This window comes from Micromonospora sp. WMMD1076 (assembly GCF_029581475.1).
Classification (GTDB): domain Bacteria; phylum Actinomycetota; class Actinomycetes; order Mycobacteriales; family Micromonosporaceae; genus Micromonospora; species Micromonospora aurantiaca.
Genome location: NZ_CP120862.1, coordinates 2,985,111 through 3,005,493 on the forward strand (window position 1 = coordinate 2,985,111; position 20,383 = coordinate 3,005,493).

A 20,383-nucleotide genomic window follows, 5' to 3' on the forward strand; every position below is an offset into this window, starting at 1 on the left:
GCGTCCGGGCGGCTTTCCGGCCGGGCGGGTTTGGCCGGGCCGTTGCGGGGGACGTGGTGCGCACGCCCCGGATCCGGTGCCCGGCACCGGGTCCCGGCGGGGCGCGGCCGTGCGGACCGGCTGCTCCGCGCAGGATTGACGGGCGGCGACTCCGGGCATACAGCGCGGTGATGACGAAAGGAGGACAGCATGGCTGACGTCGCGAGTCGCAGCACGTCGCGGACCGGGAACGAGCCGTCCACCGCCGAGTTGGTACAGCGCGCCACCGAGCAGGTCACCCGCCTGGTGCGGGACGAGCTGGCCCTGGCCCGTGCGGAGCTGACCCAGAAGGGCAAGCACGCCGGGATCGGGATCGGTCTGTTCGGCGGCGGCGGGGTGATGGCGCTCTACGGCGCCGGAGCCCTTGTCGCCACAGTGATCCTGCTGCTGGCGCTTGTCATGCCGGCGTGGCTGGCCGCCCTGATCGTGGCGGTGGCGCTGTTCCTGCTCGCCGGGATCCTGGCGCTGGTGGGCAAGAAGCAGGTCAGCCGTGCCGTCCCGCCGGTGCCTGAGGCGGCGGTCCGCAGCGTTCGGGCGGACGTCGACACGGTCACCGCCGCGGTGAAGGACGGGAGACGGGCATGACCGGTAACGGGACCGGGGACGTGGCGGCGCTCCGGGAGGAGATCCGCCGGACCCGGGTGGAGCTCGGTGAGACGATGGAGCTGCTCGCGGCCAGGGCCGATCCGAAGGCGCTGGTGCGGCACTCCGCCGAGCAGGCGAAGGCGCGGATGCGCGAGCAGGCGTCGCTGACCGCGGCCCGGGTGCGCGGGCGGGCGGCGGAGCGGGCCCGGCTGGTCCGGGCGCAGGCGTACGAGAAGGGTGAGGCGGTCGGGCGCAACCCGTTGCCGTGGGCGGCCGTCGCGGCCGGCGCGCTGGTGACCGCGGTGGTGCTGGTGATCGTCCGAGGGAGGCGCAGGTGAGCGGCAGGATCGGCAAGGCGGCGTACAAGCCGGTGGGGGTGCTGCTCGGCCTGGCCGCCGGTACCGTCGCCGGGGTGATCTTCCGCCAGGTCTGGAAGGTGACGGCGGGCGACGGCGATGCGCCGAGCGCCACCGACGAGGACCGCCGCTGGGGCGAGGTGCTGGCCGCCGCGGCCCTCCAGGGGGCCATCTTCGCGGTGGTGCGGGCTGCCGTCGACCGGGGCGGAGCGGTGGGCGTACGCCGGCTGACCGGTCGCTGGCCGGACTGATGAAAATGGCCGGAAAGGCCCCTTTCCCGAGCGCGGGAAAGGGGTCTTTCGCATGGCTCCGGCGGGGCCGCGCAGCGCCGTTCGCGCGACCTTCAGGTCACATGTCGGAGAATTTCGTCCGGTAGGCTGTGCGAAGTTTTTGCGTACGTGGTTTGCTGTCTCACGCTGTTGAGAGACGCGTGGGTTGAGAGAAGTCTCCTGCATTGGGGGCCGCCTCAGGCGCCGCTGCTCGAAAACGGCCAATCGGCCGCACGGCGTGCTCGGCCGCCAGTTTTAGAAGGAGATACACATGGCGCAGGGAACCGTGAAGTGGTTCAACGCTGACAAGGGCTTCGGCTTCATCACCGTCGACGGCGGGGGTGCTGACGTGTTCGTCCACTTCTCGGCCATCCAGACCAGCGGCTACCGCACGCTGGAGGAGAACCAGCGGGTGGAGTTCGAGATCGCCCAGGGTCAGAAGGGTCCGCAGGCCGAGCAGGTCCGCCCCATCTGAGCTGACCGCACCGGCCGCGCCGGCCGGTGCCGGAAGCCCCGCACCCCCTACGGGAGGCGGGGCTTCACCGTGCCCGGCTCCTCAGCGGCGCCGTGCCCGCATGCCCCACCAGAGCCCGGCCAGTCCGAACAGGACCAGCACCGGGCCGACCATCGCCCAGATCCGCTGGTCGCTCATCGCGCTGCCCTCGACGTACCCGAGGCCGAGCACCGTCCACAGCGCACCGATCACCACGGCGAGCAGCCCCAGGGTGAGCCGGAACCAACCCCTCATCGTTCCCCCTCCGACGACAGTCCCGCTCCAGCATGCCCGCCGCCGGCGCCCGGCGACGCCGCGCCGACCGGCCGGTTCACCACCGGTCGTGCACCTGCGGGCGGATCAGCTCGTCGTAGGTGGCCCGCACCGCGGCCAGCTCCACCTCGGTCAGTGCCGACTGCCCGGCCGCCTTGGCGTTGCGTCGTGCCTGCTGGGCGGAGCGGGCGCCGGGGATCACCACTGTGACGCCGGGCTGGTCGAGGACCCACCGCAGCGCGAACTGCGCCATCGTGCGGTCGTCGCCGACCAGTGGTGCGAGCCGGCGTACCGCCTCCAGGCCGAGGTCGTAGTCCACGCCGGAGAACGTCTCGCCGACGTCGAACGACTCGCCGTGCCGGTTGAACGTGCGGTGGTCGTTCGCCGGGAACGTGGTGTTCTCGTCGTACCGCCCGGAGAGCAGGCCGCTGGTCAGCGGCACCCGGGCGATGATCCCGACCCCGGCGGCAGCGGCGGCGGGCAGCACCCGCTCCAGCGGCTTGTGCCGGACCGCGTTGAGGATGATCTGCACGCTGGCCACACCGGGCCGGGCGATGGCGGTGAGCGCCTGGTCGCAGGTCTCCACGCTGACGCCGTACCCGGCCACGCGTCCCTCGTCGACGAGCGTGTCGAGCGCGTCGAAGACCCGGTCGTCGGCGAAGACGGCGGTGGGCGGGCAGTGCAACTGCACCAGGTCGAGCGTGCCGACGCCGAGGTTGGCCCGGGACCTGTCGGTCCAGGCCCGGAAGTTGTCCAGGGTGTACGCCTCGGGCGTCTGCTCCACCCGGCGGCCCATCTTGGTGGCGACGGTGAGCCCGTGCCCGGGGCGGGAGCGCAGGAACCGGCCGATCAGGGCCTCGCTGCGGCCGTCGCCGTACACGTCGGCGGTGTCCAGGAAGGTGACGCCCGCGTCGACGGCGGCGGCCAGTACGCCGAGCGCCGCGTCCTCGCTGACCTCGCCCCAGTCCGCGCCGAGCTGCCACGCGCCGAGTCCGATGATGCCGACGTGCCGGCCGAGCCGGTCGAAGCTGCGCTGTTCCACCCGGTCGAGCCTAGTGAGCGGCTTGCCGTGGCGCGCGCCGGGCCGTACGGTCCAACAAGACGTACGTACGGTTTGGGGGTTGTCATGTGGGATCCGCGCACCTACCTGCGCTACGGCGACGAGCGCTCCCGGCCGTTCCACGACCTGCTGGCCCGCGTCGGCGCCGAGCACCCGCGCGCCGTGGTCGACCTCGGCTGCGGCCCCGGCACCCTCACCGCCACGCTCGCCGCACGCTGGCCCGGCAGCCGGGTCACCGGCCTGGACTCCTCCCCGGAGATGATCGCCCGGGCGACCGCCGAGGGCGGTCCGGTCACGTACGCCGTCGGGGACGTCCGCGACTGGCGGCCGGCGCCCGACGTGGACGTGCTGGTCGGCAACGCCGTGCTCCAGTGGGTGCCGGAACACCGCGACCTGCTCCGCCGCTGGGCGGGCGCGCTGCCGGGCGGCGCCTGGATGGCGTTCCAGGTGCCGGGCAACTTCGGCGTGCCGTCGCACCGGCTGCTGCGCTCCGTCGCCGCCCGGGCCCGATGGCGCGACGCGCTCGCCGGCAAGCTGCGCGAGGCGCCCGTCGACGAGCCGGTCGGCTACGCCACGCTGCTGGCCGACGCGGGCTGCGCGGTCGACGCCTGGGAGACTACGTACGTGCATCTGCTGCCTGCCACCGGCGCCGGCCACCCGGTGCTGGCCTGGATGGAGGGCACCGCGTTGCGCCCGGTCCGCACCGCGCTGGACGCCGCCGGCTGGGCCGCCTTCCGCGCCGAGCTGGGGGTACGGCTCGCGCAGGCGTACCCGGTGCGGCAGGGTCAGGTGTACTTCCCGTTCCGCCGGATCTTCATGGTGGCCCGTACCGGCACCCGCGCAGAGGAGAACTCGTGACCGACCTGCCCACCTTCATCGCCGGACTGCCCAAGGTGGAGCTGCACGTGCACCACGTCGGCTCGGCCTCGCCCCGGATCGTCGCCGAACTGGCCGCCCGGCACGAGGGGCGCAGCCCCGTCCCGGCCGACCCGGAGGCGCTCGCCGACTACTTCGCGTTCCGCGACTTCGCCCACTTCATCGAGGTCTACCTCAGCGTGGTGGACCTGATCCGCGACGCCGACGACGTCTGGCTGCTCACCCACGAGGTCGCCCGGGAACTGGCCCGCCAGCAGGTCCGCTACGCCGAGCTGACCGTGACGCCGTACTCGCACGTCAACCGCGGCATCCCGGCGCCGGCGTTCTGCGAGGCGATCGAGGACGCCCGCAAGCGCGCCGAGGCCGACTTCGGTATCGCGCTGCGCTGGTGCTTCGACATCCCCGGCGAGGCCGGCCTGCCCGCCGCCGAGCAGACGTTGCGGATCGCGCTCGACGAACGACCCGACGGGCTGGTCAGCTTCGGCCTCGGCGGCCCCGAGATCGGGGTGCCCCGGCCGCAGTTCAAGCCGTGGTTCGACCAGGCGCGGGCCGCCGGGCTGCGTTCGGTGCCGCACGCCGGCGAGACCACCGGCCCGGAGACGATCTGGGACGCGCTGCGCGAACTGGGCGCCGAGCGGATCGGCCACGGCATCTCCGCCGCCCAGGACCCGGCGCTGCTGACCCACCTCGCCGAGCGGCGGATCCCGCTGGAGATCTCCCCGACGTCGAACGTGCGCACCCGGGCCGTACCCAGCCTGGACGCGCACCCGCTGCCCCGGCTGGTCGAGGCCGGTGTGCCGGTCAGCATCAACTCCGACGACCCGCCGATGTTCGGCACCACGCTCAACGACGAGTACGCGGTGGCCGCCCGGCTGCTGCGGCTCGGCCCCGACGGGGTCGCCGCCCTGGCCCGCGACGCGGTCGCGGCGGCGTTCCTGGCACCGACCGAGCAGGCCCGGATCACCGCCGAGATCGACGCGTACCTGGCGAGCGCGGCACGCTGAGCGGCCGTACCGGCGCCGGCCGCCGGGACGCCCGGTGCCGCACGGTCAGCATCAGCCCGGACGGCGCCGGCGCGGCGAGCGCGGCAGCGGGACCGGGAGTGACGGGAGAGCGCGCGCGACGGGAGCGAGGTGTGGGGGGACCGGACTCCCGCCGCGCGCATAATCCGTCCGCCGGAAGGTCTTACGGGGCGTCCCGGCCGACGGAACTGATGGGTTCTGTCAGCGATCCTGGCAGTTCACGCCGGTTTTCCGGCCGTCGTTAAACCACCTTTAAGGAGAACTTGCGCCCGTACACAGTCAGCGGTCAGCGCGGGCGCGGCCAGCGCCGCCCGGGACGCGGCTCGCGTGCCTCCCGGGCCATCCGCCCGACCAGCCCGAACCGGTTCACCTGCCGGGGCGCCGCGTCCGGGTCGGCCAGCAGCATCACCACGCTCGCCCCGCCGAGCCGGGCCCGGTCGATGCTCACCGAACCGTTCGCCTGCAACGCGACCCGCTTGGCGATGTCCAGCCCGAGCCCGGTCGAGCCCTTGTCGCTCTCACCCCGGCGCAACGCCCGGTCCGGGTCGGCGACGCCCGCCCCGGCGTCGTCGATGCGGATCGCCACCCAGCCGTCCCGGCGGCTCACCGCCACCTCGAACGCGGTGCCCTGCGGCGTGTACCGGAACACGTTGCCGATCACCGCGTCCAGCGCGGCGGCCAGCTCGGCGCGGGGCACCGGCGCCGGGATCCGCAACTGCGCACCGACCACCCGGTGCGGCCGGTTCTGGTCACCCGCCAGCGCCGACCAGAAGACCATCCGGTCCCGGACCACCTCGCTCACGTCGCACGACGCCGGTGCCGTCTCCTGGGCGACCGCCTTGCGGGTCGTCTTGATCAGCTGGTCGACCTCGCCCTCCAGCGTGACGATCGCCTGCCGGATCCGCCGGATGCCGCGCCGCCGGTCCAGCTCCGCCTCGCTGAACGTGCCGATGCTCGTGTCGTCGGACTCCAGCGCCTCGGCGTCCAGCCGCAGCGCGGTCAGCGGCGTGCGCAGGCGGTGCGACAGGTCGGCGACCAGTTCGTGCTCGTCGGCGCGCAGCGCCACCAGCCGTTCCGTCATGCGGTTGAACGCGTGCCCGGCCTCGGCCAGCTCACGCGGGCCGGTCGGCTCGACCCGTACCCCCAGCTCGCCGTCGCCCACCGCGAGCGCCGCCTTGACCAGGTCGCCGGTGGCGTCCACGGCCCGGGCCGCCACCCGGTCGACCACTGCCACCGCCGCGCCGACGAGCGCCAGACCGATCGCGAGCAGCAGCAGCCAACGGCCGCCGCCGGAGTCGAGCACCTCGTCGGGGACGAAGACCTCCACCACGGCGACCCGGTCACCCAGCACCACCGGGTCCAGCCGCAGCACCCCGCCGTCCACCTCGGTGACCACCGACCGCCGCTGCGCCGCGGCGTCGGCGAGCACCCGCGGGTCGGCGCGGCCGGCCGACTCGTCAGCGCCGATGCCGTGCACGACCGGCCGCATGGCCGGATCGTCGCCGGCCGCGGCGGCCACCGCCCGCTCGATCGTCGCGGTGTCCGTGCTGACCGCCAGCGCGCCGGTCACCAGCGCGGCCCGGTGGGCGGCGTCGGCCAGCTCCGCCTCCCGGGTGCGGTCGGCGAGGGTGAGCCCGAGCGGGATGAGGAAGGCGAGCGCGATCAGGCCGCACAGCCCCGCGGTGAGCCCGGCGAGGCTGAACCTCAGTCCGGGGCCACCAGCCGGAAGCCGACCCCCCGCACGGTGCGCAGGTAGCGCGGCTTCGCCGCGGACTCGCCCATTTTGCGGCGGAGCCAGTACAGGTGAACGTCGATGGTCTGGTCCTCGCCGACCGATGGCTGCCGCCATACCTCCTCCAAGAGTTCCCGCCGGGACACTACCCGGCCGGGACGCGCGGCGAGATACGCCAGCAGGTCGAATTCCTTACGGGTCAGCGCCAGCGCCTCCCCGTCCAGCACCGCGCTGCGCTCGCCCACGTCGACACGCAGGCCGCCGACCGTGTGCACGGCCGGGGCGACGGTACGGCTGGCCCGGCCGGCCCGCCGCAGCACAGTGGTGATCCGGGCGTCCAGGTGCGCCCCGGTGAACGGCTTGACCATGTAGTCGTCCGCCCCGGCGCGCAGCAGCCGTACCACCGACTGCTCGTCGTCGCGGGCGGTGGCGATGATGATCGGCACGTCGGTGATGCCGCGCAGCATGCGCAACGCGTCCGAGCCGTCCAGGTCGGGCAGACCGAGGTCGAGCACCACCAGGTCCGGTGTCTCCGCGGCGACCCGGCGCAGCGCGTCCAGCGCGGTGCCGACGGCGTGCACCGCGTGCCCCCGGTCGGTCAGCGACCGCAGCATGGCGCCGCGCACGACGTGGTCGTCTTCGACCAGCAGGACGGTTGCCACGTCAGCACCGTACTCGGCGTGGCAAGCCGGTCGCGTTGCGGCGGTCCGGGGAAGCGGGCAAGCTGGGACGGCGATGACGTTCACGCTCTTTCCCGACACCCGCCTCACGCTCGCCCGCGACGCGCTGGCCGGCCTGTCGGTGGGCGACGCCCTCGGCTCCCAGTTCTTCGTTCCCGGCCGGCACCCGGACGACCTCGCCGCCGGGCGGCTGCCCGCGCCGCCGTGGGAGTGGACCGACGACACCGAGATGGCCTGCTCGGTGGTGGCCGAGCTGGCCGCCGACGGCCGCATCGACCGGGACCGGCTGGCGCTGGCGTTCGCGCAGCGCTGCGAGCCGTACCGCGGGTACGGGCCGGGCGCGGTGACGGTGCTGCGGCTGATCCGCACCGGTACGCCCTGGCCGGTGGCCGCCGCGTCCGCGTTCGACGGGCAGGGCTCCTGCGGCAACGGCGCCGCGATGCGTGTCGCGCCGCTCGGCGCCTGGCACGCCGACTCCACCCGCCGCGCCGCCGAGCAGGCCCGTGTCTCCGCCGAGGTGACACACGCCCACCCGGAGGGCGTCGCCGGCGCGGTAGCGGTCGCGGTGGCCGCCTCGCTCGCCGCCCGCGCCCGCCTCGACGGCGGCCGGCCCGACCCGGCCCGGCTGCTCACCGCCGTCGCCGGGACGCTCGACCTGGCCGGTGAGGTGCACCGCGGGGTACGCCGGGCCGCCGCGCTGCTCGGTCACTCCGCCGCCGAGGCGGCCGACGCGCTCGGCAACGGCTCCCGGGTCACCGCGCAGGACACCGTGCCGTTCACGCTCTGGGCCGCCGCCACGCTGCTGCACGACTACCCGGCCGCGATCCGCGTCTGTGTGGAGGCGGGCGGCGACGTGGACACCACAGCCGCGATCGTGGGCGGGATCGTGGCCGCGTACACCGGGGTGGGCGCGCCGGGCGGCGTGCCGGAGGGCTGGCTGACCGCCCGCGAGCCGCTCCCCGGCTGGCTAACCGCCACCGCCTGACCCCACCCCACCCCACCCCACCCCACCCGCGCCCGCGGCTGCGGTCCGCCGCCGGTGGAGCCCGAGATCTTGGTACGAAACGGCCCTCCTGGGGGCCGTTTCGTACCAAGATCTACTGTGGTCTCGCATCGTGGATGAGTGTTCCCGCTTGTTGGGCGAGTGGGCGAGTGGGCGAGTGGGCGAGTGGGCGAGTGGGCGAGTGGGCGGGTGGCGGTCAGGGGCGCGTGGAGGCAGCGCCGGCGGGGACGGGCTCGCCGGCTTCGGAGGTCGCGTTGTCGGGGGTCGCGGTGGCGTCGGTGGTGTCGGAGGGGCCGTCGCTGTCGTCCGGGAGGGTCATGGTGTCGCGCCGGCGGCGACTGAGCAGCCACCCGATCGCCGCGCCGCCGGCCAGCCCGGCGAGCAGGCCGCCGCCGAGCAGCAGGTCGGCGCTCGGCCCGTCGTCCGCAGCACCGGCCGCCGGTGCCGTGCCGCCCGCTGCGCCGCCCTGCGCCCCACCGGCAGCGCCAGGGGCGCCCGCGGCGCCGTGACCGCCGTGCCCGGCGCCGCCCGCTCCGGGGACGCCGTCGTGCGTCACGGTGCCCGGCAGCGGCGGCAGCAGGTCGAGCGCCGGCGCGGGGTGCGCGCCACCCGCCGGGTCCGCCCACCGGACCACGGTGCCGTCGTCGTACGTCTGCGTCACCGTGAACGTGAGCCGGTCGGTGGCGGGCATCGGTCCCATGCCCAGCGGCAGCCGGGCCGCCCCGGTGCCGGTGCCGGGCATCCGCAGCCAGCTCACCGAGTGGGTCACCTGGTTCAGTTCGGCCGCGTGCATGCCGGGTACGGGCTGGTCGAGGGTGCGGGTCGTGATGGTCGGCGCCCAGTCCGGCACCGACAGCGGGTACACCTCGCCGATCGGGGCGTCCGCGGGCATGGTCAGCTCGATCCGGGTGGTCCGGGTGCCGGGCTTGTCCGCCGGGACCAGCACCGACAGTTCGATCGCGTCGCCCTGGCGTACCTGGGCGGGCGAGGTCGTGACGGTCACCCCGGCCGCGTTCGCCGCGCCCGGCCAGCCCACCGCCCCGGCGAGTACGGCCGCCAGCAGCGCAGCCGCCCACCGGCCCTGACGGGTCATCCTCATGGTCGTCCCCATCCTTCTCGACTGGGGCCGGTACCGGCTCCGGCCCCACCTGGTAGTTCGGGCGGCGGGGCGAAAAGGTTCAACCCGGCACGGAACTCGCCGACGGCGGGCACCGGCGTCGGCGGCGGTCCGGGTCCGGTCGACCGATAGCATCGCAGGGGCCGGTCACCGGCCCTTCCGTACCGTCGACGACAGGAGTCACCGTGTCCGCACCCCGTACCCCCGTCGTGGCCGACCCCGTCGTCGTCGCCGCCGGGACCACGGCGGCCGACGCGGTGGCCGCGGCCGGCCTGCCGACGAGCGGGCCGAAGGCGATCGTGGTGGTCCGCGACCCGCAGGGCCAGCTCCGAGACCTGGACTGGCGCCCGGCCGAGGACGTCGCGGTCGAGCCGGTCACGCTGGACAGCCCGGACGGGCTGAACGTGCTGCGCCACTCCACCGCCCACGTGCTGGCCCAGGCCGTGCAGGACGTCTTCCCGGACGCCAAGCTCGGCATCGGCCCGCCGATCGAGAACGGCTTCTACTACGACTTCGGCGTCGACAAGCCGTTCCAGCCGGACGACCTGACCAAGCTCGAGAAGCGCATGCAGGAGATCGTCAAGTCCGGCCAGCGGTTCCGCCGCCGCCGGTTCGCCGACCTGGACGAGGCGCGGTCCGAGCTGGCCGCCGAGCCGTACAAGCTGGAGCTGATCGAGGTCAAGGGGGAGGGGCTGGACTCCTCCGAGGTGATGGAGGTGGGCGGCGGCGAGCTGACCATCTACGACAACCTCGCCGCGAACGAGGACAAGGTCTGCTGGTCGGACCTGTGCCGGGGCCCGCACCTGCCGAACACCCGGCTGATCGGTGCGTTCAAGCTGATGCGCTCGGCCGCCGCGTACTGGCGCGGGTCGGAGAAGAACCCGCAGCTCCAGCGCGTGTACGGCACCGCGTGGCCGACCCGGGACGAACTCAAGGCGTACCTGAAGCTTCTCGAGGAGGCCGCCCGCCGCGACCACCGCAAGCTCGGCGCGGACCTCGACCTGTTCAGCTTCCCCGACGAGATCGGATCCGGCCTGCCGGTCTTCCACCCCAAGGGCGGCGTGCTCAAGCGGGTGATGGAGGACTACGTCCGGGCGCGGCACGTCGAGGAGGGCTTCGACTACGTCGGCACCCCGCACATCTCCAAGGAAGGGCTCTTCCACACCTCGGGACACCTGCCCTACTACAAGGACACGATGTTCCCGCCGATGGAGATGGAGGGCAGCGACTACTACCTCAAGGCCATGAACTGCCCGATGCACAACCTGATCTACCGGTCGCGCGGGCGGTCCTACCGGCAGCTGCCGCTGCGGCTGTTCGAGTTCGGGACGGTCTACCGGTACGAGAAGTCGGGCGTCATCCACGGCCTGACCCGGGTGCGCGGCTTCACCCAGGACGACTCGCACTCCTACTGCACCCGGGAGCAGGCGCCGTCGGAGATCAAGCACCTGCTCGGCTTCGTGCTCAGCCTGCTGCGTGACTTCGGCATCGACGACTTCTACCTGGAGCTGTCGACCCGCGACGATTCGAAGCCGGACAAGTTCGTCGGCTCCGACGAGGACTGGGCGACCGCGACCGCCGTGCTGGAGCAGTGCGCGCTGGAGACCGGCCTGGAGCTGGTGCCGGACCCGGGCGGCGCGGCGTTCTACGGCCCGAAGATCTCCGTGCAGGCCAAGGACGCCATCGGCCGGACCTGGCAGATGTCGACCATCCAGTACGACTTCAACCAGCCCAAGGGCTTCGGGCTGGAGTACCAGGCGGCCGACGGCACCCGGCAGCAGCCGGTGATGATCCACTGCGCCAAGTTCGGGTCGATCGAGCGGTTCATCGGCGTGCTCACCGAGCACTACGCGGGCGCGTTCCCGGCCTGGCTGGCGCCGGTGCAGGTGGTCGGCATCCCGATCCGCGACGAGCACGGCGACTACCTGGTCGACTTCGCCGCGAGGCTGCGCCGGCACGGCATCCGGGCCGAGGTCGACCTGGGCGACGACCGGATGCAGAAGAAGATCCGCAACGCGCAGCAGCAGAAGATCCCGTTCATGGTGATCGCCGGTGACGACGACGTGGCCGCCGGCACCGTCTCGTTCCGCTACCGGGACGGCTCGCAGCGCAACGGCGTACCGGTCGACGAGGCGGTGGCGCACGTCCGCGAGGTGGTGGAGTCACGCACCAACGCCGGCCCCACCGCCACCGCCGCCGAGTAGACGCTCCGCCGACCGCGCCGCCCGGGCGGCGGCGCGGTTCGGCGGCGGCCCGGCCCGGATCGTAGGATCGCCTGTGTGACAGGGGCGGAGCGGGACACCGGGTACGGCGGCGACGACGGTCTGGCGGACGGGCTGGACCGGCTCTGGACGCCGCACCGGATGACCTACATCTCCGGCGAGGACCGTCCCGAGGGCGGTTACGAGAAGCCGGCCGGCTGCCCGTTCTGCCTCGCGCCCGGCCTGCCGCCGGAGGAGTCCCTGGTGGTGGCCCGGGGCGAGCACGTGTTCGCGGTGCTCAACCTCTACCCGTACAACCCCGGCCACCTGCTGATCTGCCCCTACCGGCACGTGGCCGACTACACCGAGCTGGACGAGCCGGAGACGGTCGAGCTGGCCGCCTTCACCAAGGCCGCCATGCGGGTGGTCCGGCACGTCTCCAGCGCGCACGGTTTCAACCTGGGCATGAACCAGGGCGGCGTGGCGGGCGCGGGCATCGCCGCGCACCTGCACCAGCACGTGGTGCCGCGCTGGGGTGGCGACGCCAACTTCATGCCGGTGATCGGCCGGACCAAGGTGCTGCCGCAACTGCTCGCCGACACCCGGGAGCTGCTCGCCAAGGCGTGGGCGGCGGCCTGACGGGGAGCCCGCCCCGACAGTACGATCTTGCGCATGGCTCTCCTGCACCGCGCGGAACTGCGTCCCTCGAAACTGGAGCTGCTCGCCGGCTGGCTGCCCGGCCGGCAGTGGTTCGCCGGCGAGGCCGGCGCGCCGGTCAGCCGCGTCGCGGCGTACCGGTTCGACGACCCGGCCGGCGAGGTCGGCATCGAGACGCTGCTCGTGCGCGCCGGTGACGGCCCGGTGCTCCAGGTGCCGCTGACCTACCGGGGCGCCCCGCTGGCCGGGGCGGACGAGCACCTGGTGGGCGTCGTCGAGCACTCGGTGCTCGGCCGCCGCTGGGCGTACGACGCCTGCGGCGACCCGGTGTACCCGCCGCTGCTGGCCGCCGCCGTGCTCGCCGACGCCGGGCAGGCCGAGGAGTACTTCGAGGTCGACGGGAAGCGCGAGGTGCGCCCGGCGAGCATGACGCTGGCGGGCAGCCGTACCGGCCGTCCGGTGCCGACCGGTCCGGCTTCGGCCGGCCCAGTGTCGGCCGGCCCGGTGTCGGCTGGTTCGGCTGCGGCCGGCTCGGGTGACGGCGGCGTGACGGCGGTCCGGGTCGGGGACGTCGAGCTGGCGGTGGTCCGGCGGCCTGTGCCGGCCGAGGTGCCTGACTCCGGCGGGCTCACCGGCACGTGGCCCGGCCAGGACGAGCCGGTACTGCTGGCCTACGCCCGCTGACGGATCGCGACCCGGCGCGCTGCCCGCCCGGCGCCCCGACGGTCTCGCAGCCGGCGCGGAGCGGGTCGACGGCCTTCATCGCGGGCGAATCGTCCGGGCCGGTCGTCCTTCGGGCCCCGGGAACCTCTCCGCTCCATCCACGAATGACCCCGGTCGCCGTCACGTGGTGTGATCATGACGGGACTCCTGGCTGACGAATCGGCCCGCAGGCGCCGGGAAGGTGACAGGATGCGGCGGTGGCAGTCGACACGCGACAGTTGGGGCGCAGCGGCATCGAGGTGAGCGCCCTCGGCATGGGGTGCTGGGCGATCGGCGGCCCGTGGGCCGAGGGTGCCCGGCCGCTGGGCTGGGGCCGGGTCGACGACGACGAGTCGGTACGCGCCGTCCGCCGCGCGCTCGACCTCGGCGTCACACTGTTCGACACCGCCGACACGTACGGTGCCGGGCACGGCGAGCGGGTGCTCGGCCGGGCGCTCGCCGGCCGGCGTGACGAGGCGGTGATCGCCACGAAGTTCGGTTACACGTTCGACGAGCGGACCCGGCAGGCCACCGGTGAGAACGCCTCGCCGCACTACCTGCGCCGGGCGGTCACCGATTCGCTGCGGCGGCTGGGCACCGACCGCATCGACCTCTACCAACTGCATCTGGGCGACCTGCCGCTGCCCCGGGCCGAGGCGCTCATCGGCACGCTCGACGACCTGGTCGACGCCGGCCTGATCCGGGCGTACGGGTGGAGCACCGACCGGGCCGACCGGGCCGCCGCCTTCGCGCAGGTCGCCCGCGGCGCCGCCGCCGTGCAGCACGCGCTGTCGGTGCTCCGGGACGCCCCGGCCATGCTGGACGCCTGCGACAAGCACGACCTGGCGGGCCTGGCCCGGGGGCCGCTCGGGATGGGTCTGCTCACCGGCAAGTACACGCCGGAGTCCACGCTGCCCCGCGACGACGTACGCGGACTCGGGCCGACCTGGCTGGAGTGGTTCCGCAGCGGCCGGCCCGCGCCGGAGTGGCTGCGCCGGGTCGCCGCCGTCCGCGACGCGCTGACCGCCGACGGCCGCACCCTGGCCCAGGGGGCGATCGGGTGGATCTGGGCACGCAGCGACCGGGCCGTGCCGATCCCCGGTGCCCGTACCGTCGCACAGGTCGAGGAGAACGCGGCCGCGCTGGCCCGGGGCCCGCTCGCCCCGGACCACTTCGCCGAGGTGGAGCGGCGGCTGGCGGCGGTACGCTCGGCCGCGCTCCGGGACGCCGACCGCCCCCACTGGCCGATGCCCCCGGTCCCCGCCGTCCGCCCCTGACCGAGCCCCCCGCGCCACCCACCCGCCCCGCCGAGCCGTCCCCTCCCGCCGAGCCGTCCCCTCTCGCCCGCCCGCCGAGATTCGCCTCCCGACTCCTGAGACGCCACAGATCTTGGTAGGAAGTGGCCCCTCTAGGGGCCACTTCCTACCAAGATCTACACAGTCCCCGCGCCAGCCCAGCCCAGCCCCGACCTCGTCGACGGCGATCTTGCACTTGCGGCCCGCATCTTGTCGGCAATGTCCCCTTTAGGGAGGCTACAAGTGCAAGATCGCGGGGGCGGGGGTCAGTGGGGGGTGGACTCCTTGCGGGCCTGGTCGGCGAGGTGGACGGGCATCGGGTCGTGGCGGGCGAACTCGCGGCGGAACGTGCCGGTGCCGGCCGTCATCGAGCGCAGCTCTACCGCGTACCGCAGCAATTCCGTCGCGGGCACCTCGGCGCGGACCAGCGTCCGCCCCTCGGCATCAGGGTCCGGCTCGGTGCCGAGCACCCGGCCGCGTCGCCCGGACAGGTCGCCCATCACCGCGCCGACCGACGAGTCGGGCACCCGTACGGTGATCTCGTCGACCGGCTCCAGCAGCGCCGGCTGGCCCTTCTCGACGGCGTCGCGCAGCGCCAGCGCGCCTGCGGTCTGGAACGCCGCGTCCGAGGAGTCGACGCTGTGCGCCTTGCCGTCGACCAGCGTCACCCGCAGGTCCACCACCGGGTAGCCGGCTACCAGGCCGCGTTCCATCTGCGCCCGTACCCCCTTCTCCACCGAGGGGATGTAGTTGTGCGGGACCGCGCCGCCGACCACCCGGTCGACGAACTCGAAGCCGGCGCCCCGGGGCAGCGGCTCCACCTCGATGTCGCAGACCGCGTACTGGCCGTGACCGCCGGACTGCTTGACGTGCCGGCCGTGCCCGCGCGCGGCGGCGGTGAACGTCTCGCGCAGCGGCACCCGGACCGGCTCGGTGTCCAGCTCGACGCCGCCGCCGCGCAGCCGGTCGAGCACCACGTCGGCGTGCGCCTCGCCCATGCACCAGAGCACCAGCTGGTGGGTCTCCGCGTTGCGTTCCAGCCGCAGCGTCGGGTCGCCGGCGACCAGCCGGGACAGGTTGCGGGCCAGCGCGTCCTCGTCGGCCCGGCTGCGCGCCACGATCGCCACCGGCAGCAGCGGCTCCGGCATCTCCCAGGGCGCGATCAGCAGCGGGTCGTCCTTGGCCGAGACGGTGTCGCCGGTCTCCGCGCTGCCCGACTTGGTGATCGCGCACAGGTCACCGGCGACGCAGGCGGACACCTCGCGCAGCGTCGCACCCAGCGGGCTGTAGACGTGGCCGACCCGCTCGTCGGCGTCGTGGTCCGGGTGGCCGCGCTCGGCCATGCCGTGGCCTGACACGTGGATCACCTGGTCGGGGCGCAGCGTGCCGGAGAAGACGCGTACCAGCGAGACCCGTCCGACGTGCCGGTCGACGGTCGTCTTGACCACCTCGGCGACGAGCGGGCCGTCCGGGTCGCAGGTCAGCGGCGGGCGGGGCGAGCCGTCCACGCCGGTGACGGCGGGCAGGTCGTGCTCCAGCGGGGACGGGAACGCGGCGACCAGGCCGTCGAGCAGCGCGTCCAGGCCGACGCCGGTCTCCGCGCACACCGGCACCACCGGGTAGAAGTGGCCGCGAGCGACAGCCGTCTCCAGGTCGGTGATCAGCACCTCGGAGTCGATCTCCTCACCGCCGAGGTAGCGGTCCATCAGGGTCTCGTCCTCGCTCTCCGCGATGATCCCCTCGATCAGCTCGTCGCGGGACTCCTGGATGGCCGGCAGGTGCTGCGGGTCCGGCTCGCGTACCGCAGCGGGCAGCCCGCCTGAGTAGTCGAACACCCGGCGGGTGATCAGCCCCATCAGCCCGGCCACCGACTCGCCGTCGTCGCCGAGCATGGGCAGGTAGAGCGGGAGCACGTTGTCGCCGAAGACCCGCTGGCACAGCGCCACGGCCTCGTCGAAGTCGGCGCGCGGGTGGTCCAGCCGGGAGACGGCCACCGCCCGGGGCATGTCGACGGCGGCGCACTCCTCCCAGAGGGCGGCGGTGGCGGCGTCCATGCCGTCGACGGCGGAGACCACGAACAGGGCCGCGTCGGCGGCGCGCAGCCCGGCGCGCAGCTCGCCGACGAAGTCGCCGTACCCCGGGGTGTCCAGCAGGTTGACCTTGACGTCGCGGTGCGTCAGCGGGGCGCACGACAGACTCACCGAGCGCTGCTGGCGTACGGCGGCGGGGTCGTGGTCGCAGACGGTGGTGCCCTCGGTGACGGCGCCGGCCCGGCCGATCGTGCCGCTGGCGGCCAGCAGCGCCTCGACGAGTGTCGTCTTGCCGGCGCCGGAGTGCCCGACGAGCACCACGTTGCGAACCCTGCCGGGCTCGGTCACCACCGGCGCGCCGCCGGTGACACCCTTCTCGTTCTTCTGCGCCATCGCGGCGCACCTCCCTCAACCGGTGGTGGTGGCGACCGCCGCGGGCGACGGGGGAGCGGACCCGGGACGGGCGCCGCGGCGATATCTTCCGGTGATCTCCTGCTGGACGGGAACGCGGACCGGTGATCCGGTGAACTGGCTCACCTCCTGGCTCGATCTCACACCCGCAGGGGTGCCCGCACAAGGGCCGTCGGGCGGGTCGTACGCCCGGCTGTGTCCCCGGCGGTTGCGGGCCGTTATCGTGGGACCGCCATGGCGAAGATCTTCCAAGTGACGGCCCGCGCGGGCATGACCCGCGTCGTGGAGCCGGTCGCCCGCGCGCTGCTGCGTGCGGGCGTGTCCCCCAACGCGGTCACCGTGACCGGCACCGTCGGCGTGCTCGTGGGCGCGCTCGGCTTCGGCGCGCGCGGCCATCTGGTCGCCGGTGCGCTGATCGTCACGGTCTTCGCCCTCACCGACCTGCTCGACGGCACGATGGCGCGGATGAGCGGCGGGTCCACCCGGTTCGGGGCGTTCCTCGACTCGAGCATGGACCGGGTCGCCGACAGCGCGGTGTTCGGCGCGGTGGCGTACTGGCTGGCCACCGAGCACGACTACTCGGGCGTGGCGGCGGCGCTGATCTGCCTGGCCGCGGGCGGGCTTGTCTCCTACGTCAAGGCCCGCGCCGAGGGCCTCGGGATGACCTGCAACGTGGGCATCGCCGAGCGCACCGAGCGGCTGCTCATCGTCGGCGTCGGCGGTCTGCTCACCGGCGTCGGCGTCCGTCCGGCGCTGGAGATCGCGCTCTGGCTGCTCGCCGCCGTCTCGATCTTCACGGTGGGGCAGCGGATGGCCCACGTGTACCGGCAGGCCCAGCGGGTCGGCGCGGAGTGAACCTCACCGAGGCGGGCTTCGTCGCGGGCTGGCGCCTGGTCCGGGCGCTGCCCCGGCCCGTCGCGGCGGCGGCCTTCCGGGTGGGCGCCGACCGCGCCCACCGCAGGGACGGCGGGGGTACGCGTCGACTGCGCGCGAACCTGCGCCGGGTGGTCGGCCCGGAGATGCCCGACGCGGAACTGGACGCGCTGGTGCGCGACGGGCTGCGCTCGTACGCCCGGTACTGGATGGAGGCGTTCCGGCTGCCCGGCCTGAGCCGCACCGAGATCCTCGCCGGGTTCCGCCTCGACGGGCAGGAGCTGCTCGCCGCCGACGTGGCCGCCGGCCGGGGCGCCGTGGTGGCGCTGCCGCACGCCGGCAACTGGGATGCCGCGGGCGCCTGGGTGGCGGCCACCGGCTGGCCGATGACCACGGTGGCCGAGCGGCTCCCGGACGGCGTCTACGAGCGGTTCGTCGGGTTCCGGGAAGGGCTGGGCATGGAGATCCTGCCCAACACCGGCGGCCCGCGGCCCGCGTTCGACGTGCTGGTGGACCGGCTGCGCACCGGTTACGTGGTGCCGCTGCTCGCCGACCGGGACCTGTCCGCCCGGGGCGTGGAGGTGGACTTCTTCGGCGGCCGCACCCGGATGCCGGCCGGTCCCGCGCTGCTGGCCATCCGCACCGGTGCCCCGCTCTACGTGGCCTCGATGTGGTACGAACCGGACGCGGCGTGCGCCTCGATCGAGGGCCCGCTGCCGCTGCCGGACCCGGACAGCGCGCCACTCGACGAGCGGGTCCGCACCGTGACGCAGCGGATTGCCGACGGTCTGGCGGCGGGCATCGCCCGGCATCCGCAAGACTGGCACATGTTGCAGCGGATGTGGCTGGACCAGGGCCGGGACGGTACGCCCACGTCGGCGCAGCCACCGGCCACCACCGGGACGGTCTAGGGGGACGCAGTGCGTATCGGCATCGTGTGCCCGTACTCGTTCGACGTGCCGGGCGGGGTGCAGAACCACGTCATGGACCTGGCCGAGGCGCTGCTCGGGCTCGGCCACGAGGTGAGCGTGCTGGCGCCCGCCGACGAGGACTCGGCGCTGCCGCCGTACGTGGTGTCGGCCGGGCGGGCGGTGCCGCTGCCGTACAACGGGTCGGTGGCCCGGATCGCCTTCGGCCCGGTCTCCACCGCCCGGGTGCGCCGCTGGATCACCCGGGGCGACTTCGACGTGCTGCACGTGCACGAGCCGCTCACGCCGAGCCTGTCGATGCTGGCGGTGCTCTGCGCCCGCGGCCCGGTGGTGGCCACCTTCCACACCGCGATGACCCGCTCCCGGGTGATGTCGGCCGCGCAGGGCGTGCTCCAGATCGTGCTGGAGCGGATCACCGCCCGGATCGCGGTCAGCGCGCTGGCCCGCAAGGTGCAGGTCGAGCACATGGACGGCGGCGCGGTGGAGATCCCGAACGGGGTGGCGGTGGCGAAGTTCGCCGGGGTGCCGCCGCTGCCGGGCTGGCCGGGGGAGTGCGCCCCGGGCACCGGCGGCACGCTGGGTTTCCTGGGCCGCTTCACCGAGCCGCGCAAGGGCTTCCCGATCCTGCGGGACGCGTTCGTCGCGCTGGCTCCGTACCGCCCCGGCCTGCGCCTGCTGGTCGCCGGTCCGGGTGACGCCGACGAGTTGTACGGGCGGTTTCCGGCCGCGCTGCGCGACCGGGTCACGTTCCTCGGCCTGGTCTCCGAGGCGGACAAGGCACGCATGCTGCGCAGCGTGCACCTCTACGTCGCACCGAACACCGGAGGGGAGTCCTTCGGGATGATCCTCACCGAGGCGCTCGCCGCCGGCGCCACTGTGGTCGCCAGCGACCTGGACGCGTTCCGCCGGGTGCTCGACGGGGGGCGGGCCGGCCGGCTGTTCCCGACCGGCGACGCGGCCGCGCTGGGCGCCGCGCTCTCCGAGCTGCTCGACGACGACGGCCGCCGGGCCGGGCTGACCGCCTGCGGCGACCAGGTGGTGGCGAATTTCGACTGGCCCGTGGTTGCCCGCCGCGTTCTGGAGGTATACGCAGCCGCGATCGAGGCCACCGACGGCCGGGTCATGGACCAGGAGTGGGCGGGTCTGGGCTGACCGCTGTGGCCGCTGCGGCCGCTGTGACGAGCGCGTCGACCGGTGCACCTCGCCGGCCGGCCGGGATGAGGAGCAGCACTACGATGCCGGGCATGTGGTGGGTGGTGGGCGCGGTCGCGGTGCTCGGGCTGCTCTCGGCGTACCTGATCTGGACCTCCGGCCGGGTGCAGCGGCTCCAGGTCCGCGCGGACTCGGCGGCCCGCGCGCTGGACGCGCACCTGCTGCGCCGCGCGGCCGCCGCCGCGGTCCTGGCCGAGCAGCGGTACGGCGTGGAGCTGTACGCCGCCGCGCGGATCGCGCTGGACGCCGCTCCGGAGGAGCGCGAGGCGGCCGAGAACGACCTGACCCGGCAGTTGCGCGCGGTGCGGCTGGACCCGGACGACCCGGCCTGCGCGGCGGTGATCGCGGCCAGCAGGCGGCTGGCGCTGGCCCGGCAGGTGCACACCGACCTGGTCCGGGACGCCCGCTCGGCGCGGGGGCGTCCGGTGGTGCGGCTGTTCCGGATGGGACGGGGGCGGGAGTGGCCGCGCTACTTCGACATCGACGACCCCACGCTGGCCCCGCACGCGGACGTGACCACCGGCTGACGCACCGGCCGTGACGGGGGCCACACGGCAGGCCACCGGGG

Annotated in this window: 21 protein-coding genes; 15 read left to right on the forward strand and 6 right to left on the reverse strand. The window is 74.3% G+C overall.

The features are described 5' to 3' along the window. The first annotated feature begins 189 nt into the window (after positions 1 to 189). The 4 genes from O7622_RS14415 (at position 190) to O7622_RS14430 (ending at position 1,724) form a co-directional block, all read left to right on the forward strand. Positions 190 to 624, forward strand: coding sequence for a phage holin family protein (locus O7622_RS14415; protein ID WP_043325014.1), 435 nt, complete (start codon positions 190 to 192; stop codon positions 622 to 624). Beyond that, positions 621 to 962 carry a DUF3618 domain-containing protein gene (locus O7622_RS14420; RefSeq protein WP_282313825.1) on the forward strand — a complete coding sequence of 114 codons (342 nt, stop codon included), beginning with the start codon at positions 621 to 623 and terminating at the stop codon, positions 960 to 962. The genes O7622_RS14415 and O7622_RS14420 overlap by 4 nt, the downstream gene beginning before the upstream one ends. Then, a complete protein-coding gene (locus O7622_RS14425; RefSeq protein WP_282313826.1) occupies positions 959 to 1,231 on the forward strand; it encodes a DUF4235 domain-containing protein in 273 nt (90 codons plus the stop codon). Before O7622_RS14420 ends, O7622_RS14425 begins: the two co-directional genes overlap by 4 nt. Before the next feature lie 289 nt (positions 1,232 to 1,520). Further along, on the forward strand, positions 1,521 to 1,724 hold the full coding sequence (locus O7622_RS14430; RefSeq protein WP_007075740.1) for a cold-shock protein: 204 nt from the start codon (positions 1,521 to 1,523) through the stop codon (positions 1,722 to 1,724). A gap of 81 nt (positions 1,725 to 1,805) precedes the next feature. Here the strand turns inward: O7622_RS14430 and O7622_RS14435 are convergent, their stop codons facing one another. Continuing rightward, positions 1,806 to 1,997 carry a hypothetical protein gene (locus tag O7622_RS14435; RefSeq protein WP_282313827.1) on the reverse strand — a complete coding sequence of 64 codons (192 nt, stop codon included), beginning with the start codon at positions 1,995 to 1,997 and terminating at the stop codon, positions 1,806 to 1,808. Between the two features lie 76 nt (positions 1,998 to 2,073). Further along, positions 2,074 to 3,057, reverse strand: coding sequence for an aldo/keto reductase (locus tag O7622_RS14440; RefSeq protein ID WP_282313828.1), 984 nt, complete (start codon positions 3,055 to 3,057; stop codon positions 2,074 to 2,076). An 84-nt stretch (positions 3,058 to 3,141) separates the two neighbouring features. Between O7622_RS14440 and O7622_RS14445 the strand changes: the two genes are divergently transcribed. Further along, positions 3,142 to 3,933 carry a trans-aconitate 2-methyltransferase gene (locus O7622_RS14445; RefSeq protein ID WP_282313829.1) on the forward strand — a complete coding sequence of 264 codons (792 nt, stop codon included), beginning with the start codon at positions 3,142 to 3,144 and terminating at the stop codon, positions 3,931 to 3,933. Continuing rightward, the gene (locus O7622_RS14450) at positions 3,930 to 4,955 is read left to right on the forward strand and encodes an adenosine deaminase (RefSeq protein WP_282313830.1); all 1,026 of its coding nucleotides are present in this window, start codon (positions 3,930 to 3,932) and stop codon (positions 4,953 to 4,955) included. Before O7622_RS14445 ends, O7622_RS14450 begins: the two co-directional genes overlap by 4 nt. A 304-nt stretch (positions 4,956 to 5,259) precedes the next feature. Here the strand turns inward: O7622_RS14450 and O7622_RS14455 are convergent, their stop codons facing one another. Next, positions 5,260 to 6,648 carry a HAMP domain-containing sensor histidine kinase gene (locus O7622_RS14455; protein ID WP_282314141.1) on the reverse strand — a complete coding sequence of 463 codons (1,389 nt, stop codon included), beginning with the start codon at positions 6,646 to 6,648 and terminating at the stop codon, positions 5,260 to 5,262. A gap of 29 nt (positions 6,649 to 6,677) precedes the next feature. Then, the gene (locus tag O7622_RS14460; RefSeq protein ID WP_013285422.1) at positions 6,678 to 7,367 is read right to left on the reverse strand and encodes a response regulator transcription factor; all 690 of its coding nucleotides are present in this window, start codon (positions 7,365 to 7,367) and stop codon (positions 6,678 to 6,680) included. Positions 7,368 to 7,440: 73 nt separating this feature from the next. Between O7622_RS14460 and O7622_RS14465 the strand changes: the two genes are divergently transcribed. Continuing rightward, positions 7,441 to 8,370 (forward strand): ADP-ribosylglycohydrolase family protein, encoded by a 930-nt coding sequence (locus O7622_RS14465; protein WP_282313831.1) that lies wholly within the window; start codon positions 7,441 to 7,443, stop codon positions 8,368 to 8,370. A gap of 214 nt (positions 8,371 to 8,584) precedes the next feature. On the opposite strand, the gene O7622_RS14470 is transcribed toward O7622_RS14465, so the two are convergent. Beyond that, the gene (locus tag O7622_RS14470; protein ID WP_282313832.1) at positions 8,585 to 9,487 is read right to left on the reverse strand and encodes a DUF1775 domain-containing protein; all 903 of its coding nucleotides are present in this window, start codon (positions 9,485 to 9,487) and stop codon (positions 8,585 to 8,587) included. Positions 9,488 to 9,690: 203 nt separating this feature from the next. Between O7622_RS14470 and thrS the strand changes: the two genes are divergently transcribed. The 4 genes from thrS to O7622_RS14490 all read left to right on the forward strand — a co-directional run bounded on the left by thrS (position 9,691) and on the right by O7622_RS14490 (position 14,342). Continuing rightward, complete coding sequence (thrS, locus tag O7622_RS14475; protein ID WP_282313833.1) at positions 9,691 to 11,709, forward strand: threonine--tRNA ligase; 2,019 nt, start codon at positions 9,691 to 9,693, stop codon at positions 11,707 to 11,709. Between the two features lie 120 nt (positions 11,710 to 11,829). Beyond that, on the forward strand, positions 11,830 to 12,345 hold the full coding sequence (locus O7622_RS14480) for an HIT domain-containing protein (RefSeq protein ID WP_167796994.1): 516 nt from the start codon (positions 11,830 to 11,832) through the stop codon (positions 12,343 to 12,345). Between the two features lie 33 nt (positions 12,346 to 12,378). Next, positions 12,379 to 13,047, forward strand: a complete 669-nt coding sequence (locus O7622_RS14485) for a hypothetical protein (RefSeq protein ID WP_282313834.1) — start codon at positions 12,379 to 12,381, stop codon at positions 13,045 to 13,047. Between the two features lie 236 nt (positions 13,048 to 13,283). After that, the gene (locus tag O7622_RS14490; RefSeq protein WP_282313835.1) at positions 13,284 to 14,342 is read left to right on the forward strand and encodes an aldo/keto reductase; all 1,059 of its coding nucleotides are present in this window, start codon (positions 13,284 to 13,286) and stop codon (positions 14,340 to 14,342) included. 284 nt (positions 14,343 to 14,626) lie between these two features. Here the strand turns inward: O7622_RS14490 and O7622_RS14495 are convergent, their stop codons facing one another. Next, positions 14,627 to 16,783 (reverse strand): elongation factor G-like protein EF-G2, encoded by a 2,157-nt coding sequence (locus O7622_RS14495; RefSeq protein ID WP_282313836.1) that lies wholly within the window; start codon positions 16,781 to 16,783, stop codon positions 14,627 to 14,629. Between the two features lie 252 nt (positions 16,784 to 17,035). On the opposite strand from O7622_RS14495, the gene pgsA reads away from it, so the two are divergent. The 4 genes from pgsA (at position 17,036) to O7622_RS14515 (ending at position 20,342) form a co-directional block, all read left to right on the forward strand. Continuing rightward, positions 17,036 to 17,656: a phosphatidylinositol phosphate synthase gene (gene pgsA / locus O7622_RS14500; RefSeq protein WP_013285430.1), complete on the forward strand. Its 621-nt coding sequence runs from the start codon at positions 17,036 to 17,038 to the stop codon at positions 17,654 to 17,656. Further along, complete coding sequence (locus O7622_RS14505; protein WP_282313837.1) at positions 17,653 to 18,585, forward strand: phosphatidylinositol mannoside acyltransferase; 933 nt, start codon at positions 17,653 to 17,655, stop codon at positions 18,583 to 18,585. The genes pgsA and O7622_RS14505 overlap by 4 nt, the downstream gene beginning before the upstream one ends. Before the next feature lie 9 nt (positions 18,586 to 18,594). Next, positions 18,595 to 19,755, forward strand: a complete 1,161-nt coding sequence (locus O7622_RS14510) for a glycosyltransferase family 4 protein (RefSeq protein ID WP_282313838.1) — start codon at positions 18,595 to 18,597, stop codon at positions 19,753 to 19,755. A gap of 83 nt (positions 19,756 to 19,838) precedes the next feature. Next, complete coding sequence (locus O7622_RS14515) at positions 19,839 to 20,342, forward strand: hypothetical protein (protein ID WP_282313839.1); 504 nt, start codon at positions 19,839 to 19,841, stop codon at positions 20,340 to 20,342. The last annotated feature ends 41 nt before the right edge of the window (positions 20,343 to 20,383 follow it).